The organism is Bradyrhizobium sp., assembly GCF_049798375.1.
In the GTDB taxonomy this organism is placed as follows: Bacteria; Pseudomonadota; Alphaproteobacteria; order Rhizobiales; family Xanthobacteraceae; genus Bradyrhizobium.
Map to the genome: position 1 here is coordinate 18,806 of NZ_JBARGP010000777.1, position 11,644 is coordinate 30,449.

Annotated in this window: 6 protein-coding genes and 2 pseudogenes; 4 read left to right on the forward strand and 4 right to left on the reverse strand. The window is 62.5% G+C overall.

The annotated features are described in order from the left end of the window. Positions 1-337: 337 nt before the first annotated feature. Positions 338-1,189, reverse strand: coding sequence for a 3-hydroxybutyryl-CoA dehydrogenase (locus WA702_RS29745; protein WP_425114111.1), 852 nt, complete (start codon positions 1,187-1,189; stop codon positions 338-340). Between the two features lie 203 nt (positions 1,190-1,392). Next, positions 1,393-2,591, reverse strand: a pseudogene (locus tag WA702_RS29750) (oxalate decarboxylase family bicupin). 193 nt (positions 2,592-2,784) lie between these two features. On the opposite strand from WA702_RS29750, the gene WA702_RS29755 reads away from it, so the two are divergent. The 3 genes from WA702_RS29755 to WA702_RS29765 all read left to right on the forward strand — a co-directional run bounded on the left by WA702_RS29755 (position 2,785) and on the right by WA702_RS29765 (position 4,866). Continuing rightward, positions 2,785-3,252 carry a DUF2231 domain-containing protein gene (locus WA702_RS29755; protein ID WP_425114105.1) on the forward strand — a complete coding sequence of 156 codons (468 nt, stop codon included), beginning with the start codon at positions 2,785-2,787 and terminating at the stop codon, positions 3,250-3,252. Positions 3,253-3,260: 8 nt separating this feature from the next. Further along, positions 3,261-4,583, forward strand: a complete 1,323-nt coding sequence (locus WA702_RS29760) for a PQQ-dependent sugar dehydrogenase (RefSeq protein ID WP_425114112.1) — start codon at positions 3,261-3,263, stop codon at positions 4,581-4,583. Positions 4,584-4,671: 88 nt separating this feature from the next. Then, on the forward strand, positions 4,672-4,866 hold the full coding sequence (locus tag WA702_RS29765) for a hypothetical protein (RefSeq protein ID WP_425114106.1): 195 nt from the start codon (positions 4,672-4,674) through the stop codon (positions 4,864-4,866). 50 nt (positions 4,867-4,916) lie between these two features. On the opposite strand, the gene WA702_RS29770 is transcribed toward WA702_RS29765, so the two are convergent. Together WA702_RS29770 and WA702_RS29775 are read right to left on the reverse strand one after the other, a co-directional pair. Next, a complete protein-coding gene (locus WA702_RS29770; protein ID WP_425114107.1) occupies positions 4,917-8,336 on the reverse strand; it encodes a hypothetical protein in 3,420 nt (1,139 codons plus the stop codon). A 37-nt stretch (positions 8,337-8,373) separates the two neighbouring features. Beyond that, positions 8,374-10,146: a hypothetical protein gene (locus WA702_RS29775; RefSeq protein WP_425114108.1), complete on the reverse strand. Its 1,773-nt coding sequence runs from the start codon at positions 10,144-10,146 to the stop codon at positions 8,374-8,376. A 1,251-nt stretch (positions 10,147-11,397) separates the two neighbouring features. Here WA702_RS29775 and WA702_RS29780 point away from each other — a divergent pair. Next, positions 11,398-11,644 (forward strand): annotated as a pseudogene (locus WA702_RS29780) (hypothetical protein); the annotation flags it as partial.

Genomic DNA, 11,644 nt, shown 5'->3' on the forward strand with positions numbered 1-11,644 from the left:
TCCGGATCGGACCGGTGCATAGCGGCGACCCCACGAACGGCACGCCGGGTTGAGGTTTAGCGGGCTGCATCAGCGAGGCATGGCCCCTACCCGCCCGGCGCTGTGCCGTGTTCAGCACCATCAACGAGGTCGACCGGGATTGGATCAATCAGGCGATCATCGCTGAGTGGATCGATGGCTGAACCGCATTTCCCTCGATACGGGATGAGATTCACAGGGACATGACGACATGAGGTGACGGCGGGCGCGCTGCGCAACGCCCGCCGTCGGCCTTTATGAGTTGTCGATCAACTTGGTTATGGCGCGTCGTCCGGACGCAATCGACATCGCCTGCTTATTACTTGCTGTAGTCGTAGAAGCCCTTACCGGTCTTGCGGCCAAGCTGGCCGGCGGCAACCATCTCCTTCAACAGCGGCGCCGGACGATATTTCGGATCGTTGAAGCCGTTGTAGAACACCTCCATGACCGACAGCATGGTATCCAGCCCGATCAGGTCGGCCAGCGCGAGCGGGCCGATCGGGTGATTGCAGCCGAGCTTCATGCCTTCGTCGATATCGGCGGCGGTTGCGATGCCCTCCGAGAGCGCAAAGATCGCCTCGTTGATCATCGGGCAGAGGATGCGGTTGACCGCGAAGCCCGGACTGTTCCTCGCGGTGATCGCAACCTTGCCGATCCGCTTGGCGAAATCCATCGCAGCAGCATGCGTGGCGTCCGAGGTCTGCAGGCCGCGAATGAGTTCGAGCAGCGCCATCATCGGCACCGGGTTGAAGAAGTGCATGCCGATGAAACGATCCGGGCGATCGGTCGCGGTCGCAAGCTTGGTGATCGAGATCGAGGAGGTGTTGGTGGCGATCAGCGCCTCGGGCTTCAGGATCGGGCAGAGATCCTTCAGGATCTTCAGCTTCAGCTCCTCATTCTCGGTCGCGGCCTCGATGACGAGGTCGCAGGTCGCGAGCTTGGCTCGATCGGTCGCGCCGGTGATGCGTGCCAGCGCCGCGTCCTTGTCCGCAGCCGTGAGCTTCTCCTTCTTCACCAGGCGGTCGAGGCTCGAGCCGACCGCGGCAAGGCCCCGTGCCACCGCGGCATCGGAAATATCGATCATGGTCACCGGCACGCCAGCCGCCGCGCAGACCTGCGCGATGCCGTTGCCCATGGTGCCTGCCCCGATGATGCCGAGTGTCTCGATGATTGCCATTGCCCTTATTGTCTCGCGCCGGGATGACGTCCCGTGTCGAGGCTTTGCTTAACAGGCAAACGGCCGCACCGATAGGTCCCGCCGAGTCCTCACGGCGGCGGATGAAATGAGCATTTCCACGGTCCGACGCATGAGCGGGTTTGAGGGCGCGGGCATCTTTCGCGCAAGCCGCGCGAGGTGTCATGGCGCCCAGGGCATCAGACCACCGGCTGCTTATCCCTGCGCATGGCGTCCAGCAGGTCGCGATTGATGTTCAGATGCGCCGCGACCAGCTCATGCGGGGTCAGCGCCATCCATTGCGCCAGCGACACATCCATGTAGCGCGGCGATTGAACAGCTCGAGAAAACGCAAGGGTTCATCGCCGGTGTTCTCGATGAAGTGGCTCATCGACATCGGCACATAGCCGACATCGCCGGCCTGGAAGTCGAAGGTCCGCGCCGACGCCTTGGCTGCGAACACGCTCATCCGCGCCTTGCCGGAGATGTAGTACTGCCACTCGTCGGCATTCGGATGCCAATGGATCTCCCGCATATGGCCGGGATCGACCTCGACCAGGGCAGCCGCCACGTCGGTCGAGACTGGGAAATTGCGCGTATCGGCGATCCGTACCCGCCCGCCGGGAGACGATGTCGGCGGCTGCTCCATCAACCGGAACACCAAGCCCTGCGGTACGCTGCCGAGCGGATCGCTGACGCTGTCACGCTCGAGCGCCGGCGGCAGCTCAGCCTGGAAGATGAACCGCTCTTCCTTCGGGATGTGCTCGAACTCCTTGGCGTCGATTCCGAAGTTCTTTGCCAGCACGCTGCGATCGGTATGCGCGAACAGGTCCGTGATCGCAAAGGTGCTGTCCTCGGAAAACTGGCCATCGGGAAAGGCCAGCAGGAATTCGCAGCCGTCGTCGGCCAGGCCCTGGATCGAATGCGGAATGCCGCTCGGGAAGTACCAGAGATCGCCCGGCCCGACATCGGCGATAAAATTGCGCCCGTCATTGTCGACCGCGGTGATCCGCGCCTTGCCCGCCAACATGAAGGACCACTCCGCCTGCTTGTGCCAGTGCAGTTCGCGCACGCCGCCGGCCTTCAGCCGCATATTGACGCCGGCCATGGTCGTGGCAATCGCAAGCTCGCGCTGCGTGACCTCGCGCGACCAGCCGCCCTCGCGCATCTTCATATGCGTGTCGGCGAAGGAAAATCGCAGGTTCGGCAGGCTGCCATGATCCGTCGCGGGCGGACGCAGCAGATCGGGATTCTGCTGCTCGCGTGGCGCGTTACGCGGCCCGAGGATGGTCGCGCCCTTGTTGCCGATGATGGGTTCGTCGTCGGGGCGCGCCGCAGCAGCCGATGCGCCAAGCAGCGCGGCAGCCGCCAGCACACTTCGTCGATCCGGAAAATTCATGGAGAACGGGTCCAGACGTCGTGACATAGCTGACTGCAAAATCCGGCTGCCTTCTCATCGTTCCTCGGCAATCGCGCCCTCCCCACGCTGTGATCACGCATGCGCCAGCTCAATTGGAACCGAGCTTGACGCCAGCGGGTTTGCAAGCTGCACGGGCCGCTCGATCCGGCTCGTGATTTGCAGGAGACCCGCCTTGACGCCCGCCGACAACCTTCAACCGACCGCGCAGATCGCGCGCCATCCCATCCATGTCATGCTGGTCCCGGTGCCTATCACCTGCTTCGTGGGAGCCTTGATCACGGACATCGTCTATTATTTCACCGCCGAGATGATGTGGGCGGATTTCTCCGCCTGGCTGCTGGTGGTCGGCCTGATCGTCGGCGTGCTCGCCGCGATCGCAGGCCTGACCGACTTCATCGGCAACCGAGGCATTCGCAACCTGTCCGCGGCGTGGCTCCACATGTTCGGCAATGTCGCCGTCCTGGTGGTCGCCTTCTTCAACGTGCTGATCCACACCCGTGACGCCTGGACCTCGGTGGTTCCGACCGGGATCATCCTCTCGATTATCACCGTGCTGATCCTGCCGCTCACGGGTTGGCTCGGCTGGACGATGGTCTACCGCCATGGCGTAGCAGTTGATCGCGTAGGAGTGGCACCATGAGAACCCGCATGACCGCGCGCTGCTGCCTGACCATGCTACTGCTCGGCACAACCGCCATTGTGCTGTCCGGCTGCAACGAGGGCGGCGATCCCAACGCCGAGATCGGCGCTAACCCGAAGCTGCCGGAACTCACGCAATATCTGCTGCCGCCGATGAATGTCGCGCATGTCGTGGGCTGGAAACAGGGCGAGACGCCGATGGTAGCCCCCGGCCTCAAGATCGAGGCCTTAGCGACCGGCCTGCAGCATCCGCGCTCGCTCTATACGCTTCCCAATGGCGACGTGCTGGTGGTGGAATCCAAAGCGCCGCCGGCGCCGCCGCCGAAGCGTCCGAAGGATATCATCATGGGCTTCGTGGAGTCCTGGGCGACCTCGGGCGGCAGCACCGGCCCGAGCAACCGCATCACCCTGCTCCACGACGCCAATGGCGACGGCATTCCGGAGAGCAAGAGCGTCTATATCGATCATCTCAACTCACCGTTCGGCGTCGCACTGGTCGGCAACGATCTCTATGTCGCCAACACCGACGCCATCGTGAAATATCCCTACAGGCCCGGCGAGACCGAGATGAAGGCGCAGGGCACCACGCTGATGGAGTTGCCGGGCGGCCCGATCGATCATCACTGGACCAAGAGCCTGGTGGCGAGCAAGGACGGCTCGCTGCTCTATGTCGGCGTCGGCTCCAACAGTAACATCACCGAGAACGGGATCGAGGCCGAGAAGAACCGCGCCGATATTCTCGAGGTCAATCGCGACAGCGGGCGCTGGCGCGTCTTCGCCAGCGGATTGCGCAATCCCAACGGCCTGAGCTTTGAACCGCAGAGCGGCGCGCTCTGGACCGTAGTCAACGAGCGCGACGAGATCGGCCCCGATCTGGTGCCAGACTACATGACCTCGGTGAAGGACGGCGCCTTCTATGGCTGGCCCTACAGCTATTACGGCCAGCATGTCGATCCGCGCGTGATGCCGCAGCGGCCGGATCTGGTGGCAAAGGCCATCCCGCCCGACTACGCGCTGAGCTCGCATGTCGCGCCACTCGGCATGGTGTTCTACACCGCCGACGCGCTGCCGCAGGCCTATCGTGGCGGCGCCTTCGTCGGGGAGCACGGCAGCTGGAACCGCACGCCGCTCAACGGCTACAAGGTGATCTATGTGCCGTTCAGCGACGGCAAGCCCAGCGGGGCGGCACAGGATGTCGTCACCGGCTTCCTCAACAACGACAATCAGGCTCGCGGCCGTCCCGTGGGGCTCGCGGTCGACAAGACCGGCGCGCTGCTGATCGCCGACGATGTCGGCAACACCGTGTGGCGGGTGACCGCAACCGGCAGCTGATCCGCGGCAGGGAACGCGACATCGCGCGCGGCGTTTCCCATCGCGGCGACCCCGCGAATGGGACAGCCGGATTGAAGGGGAGATGCGGATGGGACTTGCGCAATATGCCATCGTGCCGGTCGAGGATCGTTGGGGTGTGCTGCATGATGGCGACGTCGAAGGTGATTTCGCGACCAAGGAAGCCGCCTTCGAATCGGCCGTCGCAGCCGCCTCGCTCGCGATCCGCGAGGGCCATGAGGTGCACCTCAGCGTGCCCGGCAACGACGCGCGTCCGATCAGCTAGATCATCGCCGACCGGACGCATCGGTGCTTCGTTGGAGCTGCTGGCGATAGCTAGTGCTCCTGGTTTGGCGCGAACCCGTAAATCCCGCCGGCAATCGCGATGCATGCGCCGTAGACCAACATGAAGGTGGCCTGAACCGCGGCGAGGATGGCCTTCGCCTTCAAATCCGAAACAAGCGCAATCGGAAACTCGAGCAGCCCGCCGACGTTGAAGGCAAAGTTGCCGATCGATTCCGGAACCAGCGATTTATAGCTCGAATCGACGGCCTTCTGGTTCGAGATGATGTTGGCGATGACCGGGAGATTCCACACGGCATTGATGAACGATTCAATGAACCCGAACACCTTGCCCGCGGTATCGCTTGCGGCGAACGGGATCGCCACCAAGCCCTTCAACAGGCTGACACCCGTCACCGCGTTGTTGACCTGCGACGGCCATGTCTGGATCGCCGCGTTGATCAGGCCCGAGAAGTTCGGCGAAATGTACGCGATGTTGAGCACACCATTGATCGTCTGCAGTGTCTTCAATTGCCCTCCAAACGGGGCCCGCTGGATATTGGTGAAGACGCAGAGACAGGGCGCGGCAAAGGCGGCGGCGATTCCGGTCGCAAAGGCGAAGATCTTCAGGTTACCCTGATCGAGCACCTCGCCCGTCCCCGCAGCGGCACTGAGGGAATGAGCCGCCACCGCAGCCCGGCGCGGCACCACGAAGGCCGAGCGGATCTGCTGGAAGTTGCTCGCGCCGATCAACTGCTTGGTGAAGCGTTCGTTCTCCGGGAACGGCGCTTTCTGGGCGGTCGCCTTGTAGATCAGCGTCACCGGGATCGCTGCGACCAGGCAAACCAGGTCGAGGAAAGACAGGTCCACTCCGGTCAGGTCCTTGTACAGCCACGACAACACCGGGATGTCCAGCTTCGCGGTCAGGATGTCGATGACGCCTTCAAGCAACTGCGCGAACACGTCGAGTGCCGTGACGATCACATTTTCCGCCGATTGCAGAATCGTGTCGGTCAGGATCGCCAGCAACCGTTTGATCACGTCCGTGACGCTGAGGTTGCTGAACTGATCGATGATGTCGGTCTTGATGGCCTTGACCGCCGCGGACAGCGTCTCGCCCTCCGCCTCCATCAGCTTGACGAGATCCTGCAGGATCGCCTCTGCGGGCGTCGGTGGCGCGATGTTGCTGGAACTATCAGCGCAGCCGTTCTGGAAGTGATGAACACCGAGATTGGCGGGCGCCGAGTTCTGCCCGGCGAGCGGTGCGTTCGACGTCAAGGTCGCGTTGGCCGACTGGGTGAAGCTCGGTATGTCGGCCCAGTTGTTGATTTCCTTTTGCATCATCTGAAAGGCGTCGGCGACCTGCGACTTCGTGGTCTGAATTTCGTCGATCGCATGCTTGGACAGGCAGATGAAGACGTTCTTGAGGACGCGGTGCGTGACCAGGATGTCCTGCCATTCGAACAGGAACTCGAGAAACTTGATGATGTCCTCGACGACGATCTTGATGCGGTTGTAGACCCAGGTCGCCGCGGCGACCACGGCCTCGACGCAGTCGAGGATGCCGTGATAGATCGCATCGCCGATCTTTGCGATGAAGCGCCAGACGCCCTCTGCCGCATCCTCCACGATGTCGATCGCCGCCTCCACGCCGGACGCCAGCCAGGAGAAGAAGTCGCCGACATCCACCAGCAGGCCGTCGACGCCTCCCGTCAGGGCCTTCACGGCCGCGTGCGACTGGACCACCGGCGGACGCACCGCCGGCATCGTCGACGGCGAGAGGCTGGCATAAGCTTTGTTCAGGCTCTGGTTCGACCTCGCGACAGCATCGAGATCGCCTGCCGACGTGCCGGCCGGAATGAAGGGCCGAGATGATCCGTCCCGATTGACGATTTTGGCCGACTGGAGACTGACCGTCGAGGTGTATTTCGCGTTGCGCTTCCAGGCCGGGTCCATCGTGCTGATGGGAATTGCGGGTTGATCGGCCACCACCACCTGATAGCGCGTTCCGGCCAGCGACGTCGTTGCCTCGACGATCGTCACCGTCCCCAGGACATCCGTCGCGACCTCGACCGGCTCGGGCCCGACGATGTAGTAGAGATGATTGATGTAGACCGAGATGACATTGCTGGCGGTAATCTTGACCGGGACGTTGGCCCCCGCCTGGCCGTTCGCATCCGTGACCTGAATATGTGTGGTATAGGAATGAATCGCCGTGGAGGCCTGCGTCGTGGCACTCGCCGGCAGCACGATGCTGCGCTGCGACCAGAGGCCCGTGGTGGGTGATTTTACCACCTTGATGAAGCCGGTGCCGGCGTGGGCGAAGAACGTGTTGGCGCTGTAGGCACGGTCGATGAATGGCGAAATGGCGTCAACTTGGCGGACGATCGGCAGCGGCGTGTTCCAGGCCGACATCTGCGACTGGCTTCCCAGCCGGCAGCTCAGATAGATCACCTCGTCGCTGCCGTTGAGGCCCCAGACCGTCACCACCCCGTTCGCCGAGTAGGCATACAGCGCACGCATCCCGTCGATCAGGGCATTGGAGGCGACCTGCACGGCCGTGGCGCCGTCCTTCTGATTGCCGCTGGCGAACCAGAACAGCCCGCCTTTTGCCGCGACGTAGAGGTCGGACGAATTGTCGTCGTTGCGAACGGCGGCGATCGCATCGGGCACTAGCCCGCCGGGCAGATGCAGGCGTGACGGCAGCGGTGGCTGCGATGGATCAAACGCGTTATAAAGCGGAGCGTAGATCAGCTGCGCCGAGCCGCCGACCTGTCCCTTGGTATAGAGCCCATCGACGCCGAAGGCGTGTGCCGCGCGGCCGAGGCAGGACTCATAACCCGCCGCCTGCACGTCGATCGCAAGGTCGTGCAATTTCCATTGCGGTGACGACGGATTGGACGCGTCGATATAGTAGCGCGACAGCATGCCGACCGGTTGTCCCGGATTGCGGATGACGTCGGCAACGGTGTATTCTCCGTCGCTCGCTTCGCTCAGGAAGACATTGGCGATCTGGAACGGTGTCGGCGCGGCGATCGGCTTGCCGGTCGCGTCCAGCGCGTTGAAGGGCGCCGGTGTCCAGACCGGCGCGGAGGTCCAGGACAGGTCGGAGTCGGAATTGCCGAGACTGAGATAAAGCAGTTCGCCCCTGGCATCGCTGACGACCATGGCGAGATGGATCTCGGCCGGCGATCCGGCCTTTGCGACCCTCTGTGCCGCCCCGAAGCTGACGACGGTGCCTTTGCCACCGGAGTCCGAGGCAATCCGGGCTGCGCTGAGGTCGACCTGGCGCCAGCCCTGCGTCTGTCCCGGCGCCTCGTAGGTCAAATAGAGCGCGCCTGCGGTGCCGATCGAGAACAGCAACGAGGCGCCCGCGTCGGTCTGCAGCGCGATGAATTTTTCCTGCGGCGACAGGAAATCCGCCTGAAGATAGTTTTCCATCAGTTCGGACGAGGTCGTGACTTTCCAGTTCATCTGAGTTCTCCAATGCGTTTGATCTGTTTGAAACGGCTCAGTTCGGATTGACGTAGGTCAGCTGTGCCGTCAGATCGGAGCCTGACGAGAAGCCCAGGTTCTTGAAGGTGAAGGCGTCGTTGCCGGGGAAGACCCAGGCGCGATAGCCGTTGATCGTCGCCGTCATCTGGCCGACATAGGTGGTGAATGCGGAGTCGATCCGCGCGGCAAGCTTGTTCTCGACGTCGGTGACGGCGTCGCGAAGTTTATTTTCAAAGCCGAACTTGCCGAGGATCCCGCCTGGATCGTAGGCCCAAGCGGCGGAAGTATCCTGCGTGCCATGCGTCTCGGTGACCTGCAATGCGCCGTTCTGATCGACGCCTAGCGTATAGAGCACCGTCAGTGTCTTGTCGTAGTAGTTGCGCCCGGGCAGATCGGTATAGCCCACGCCCACTTCGTGGTGCCTGAACTCCATATAGACTGTGGCATGGATCTGAATGCGGATCTGGTTGCCCTTGACGGCAACACGGCCGGTCATGTCGTAATTGTAGTCGCCCGATATCGAGACCAGGTGCGTCGATGACGTCGAATCGTCGCTCGAATTGTTGGCGAAGCTGAGCGAGAGCACGTCGGTGAACCCGTCCGAACCGGGCTGGCCGATCGGCGAGATCACGCGGAACGGCTGCGGGGACGACGATTGGCCGCTGGAATACGAGATGGTGAAGTTCTCGCCGGAATGATGCATCTCGACATGGGTCGAGATGCAGAGTGCGGCCGTCTCCGGGTTGATGAGATTGCTGAAGTAATTGAAGAAGACGTCGCGGCGGACCGCTTGCACGCCCGAGACTGCGTTCACTTCACCCAGTTCGACCCAATTCCAGGCGAACGGGACCGGCGTCGGTACGGTGGTCGACTGCGTGCCCACATAGACGAGCTCTGTCGCGTTCAACTGCGCGGGCGACGGGTTGTTGATCTTTTGGCCGTTCAGCAGCAGCGGCGAGCATTCGCGCGAGACAGCGCCGAGTTGGAGCGTCGTCGGCCGCGGTGCGTGGACGGTGAAGCTGTAGCTCAGCACGGGATCGCCCTTCTGCTGCAGCTTGCCGAAATAGGCGCCGAGGAAGAGTTGGCTGATCAGGCTCCAGACCGGCCAGCCTTCCGGTATGCCCTCGATCCGGGGCGAGGATTCGAGAATGGCCGTGCTGAGGTCGAGGAACAGCTTCTGGATGGTAAAGGCGTTCTGAACCGAGTGACGGAGTTCGTTGATGCGTTGCTGGACCGCCGGCGGCACCGGCGAATTGGGATCGACCGGCGCATCATTGAGAAAGACGTTGGCGGAGAAGTACCAGGGCGTTCCGGATCCGGTCGGCTGCGACTGATTGATCCAGGTGGCGCTGCCCCGAGGGCCGTATTGGAAGCCGGTGATCTGGAATTCGGAGCATAGCAACTTGAACAACACCGGCGCGCTGCTGCCTGCGCCGAACGTCGCGATCGCGGGAAGACTCTCGAGCGGCAGATCAGGCAGGCCGATCTGCGCTTTCACCGCGCCTGCAAAATTTGCCGCCGTCAGCTTCTGCAGCCCCGGATCGGTCGCGGGCTTCGCATTGTTAGGTATCGAAAAGGGATCGGTTCCGCCCGCGTTGGCGACCAGCGTCTTGTAATCGATCGGCACCAGATTGTTGTTGGTGTCGTAGACATAACAGATGAACACCTCGGGAGCCGAGAGGCCGGCGAGATACTGCTTGAGGGTTGCGTTCACGCTGGCTTGCGTGACCGCGACGACGAGGTCGTAGCCGTAATGCGGATCCGAAAGATTGGACTGGGAAACGCTCATTTTATCCTCCTTGGAATCGATGCTTGAAAATCACTGGTGACGTTTGGACCGGCTTGTCGCAGCCGTTCGCGATCGCAGCTGCGAGGCGCTGGGAATGCGTTGTCGGGTGAGCCCCCACTACGAAAGGATAGCCAATTATAGATAGATCAATTAGTTTTGATCTCTCTGTAGTTGCTTCGACTATCGAGCCGGATGAGAGGCCAAGCCTATGATCTGGATCACAGGGCCGGCGCTTTCTTGAACTCGTTCGGCGCCGACTGACGCAGAACTCAATCACGGATCGAGCCATTACAGATTGAGCCATGCGCGCGCTGTGATCGCGCCGCCATTTCGCAGATCAACTATCGTAAGGGCGCCGCGCACGTCGCTGTCGCGGCGCTTGTTGCTGACGATCTGGCACAATGAGTTCAGCCGAACATTGCCATGTGAGAGGCTGGCTCGCGGGCCGCCGCGAGTCTTTTCGCACCTCCCGTTATCCGGACGAGCCTCTCGATATGAAGGGCTTGTCCGCTCAGCGTCGGATCGTTCAGGGGCTTGCTTCTATCTATCGTGATGAGACAGCTAACGTGTGTTAGTGCCAGCGCGCCGGATTCATCCGACACTTGCGGCTTCCCGTGCAAGGAGGCTGCAGTGACGATCAGACGAAACCGGCGCAAGCCAACCACATCATTCGATCAACGACTACGTGAGGCAGCGACGACAGCACGCGAGGCGGCGCGCAGATTGCCTGCGGGGCAAGACCGCGAGGCGCTGATGCGAAAGGCACACCAGGTCGAGACTGCTGTCACCATCAATGAATGGCTGAGTTCGCCGGTCCTGCATCCCTCCTCTTCAGGCTGATGTCGATCCCGCGTTCGCTATCGGCCGTTCTCCCGAATGTGCCCCTCTTCCCCCCCGCGGCCGACGATTCCGCCCGCTCGGCGCTCCCAATGATCCACAAAGCGGCCCAGTAGCCGCCACGTCCCTGCCTTTGTTTGGCCAAATCGCGCTGGACTGTGGTGGCTGGCAGGGATTTATTGAGCAGGCGCTAGAAGGGTCGTGATGGGACATCCTGCGCCGGGCTTTCAATTCGGACATGAGTGCCGCGCGAACGCCATGAGCGTTTGACGCCATACTGGGGACAACCGGTATCCACTTTGCGCCCGCGCAGGCTCCGGTTTGGGGCTGTACCACACGTTGGCGTAAATCCGCGTCCCGCTTCCTGGGCGGGCGACAATGGAGGACGGAGCGTCGATGCTTTCCACACCGACCATGAGAGACACTGATGAGCGCAGCTCGGTAACGATTGATCCCGAGGTCATACTCGCCGCCCGGGCCGATCGGGTGGCGTCCGGAGCCGGTTCCGATGCCGGACGACGGGCCAATGAGCGGCCGGCCTATCACGTGGCAGAGGTGCCGCCCCCTACGGTCGACACCACGTTCCGGCCTGCTGACGCCGACGCGCCGCACGCCGCGGGCGGCCGGAGCGCGGTCGCGACCTGGGCGCTCCGTACCGGGC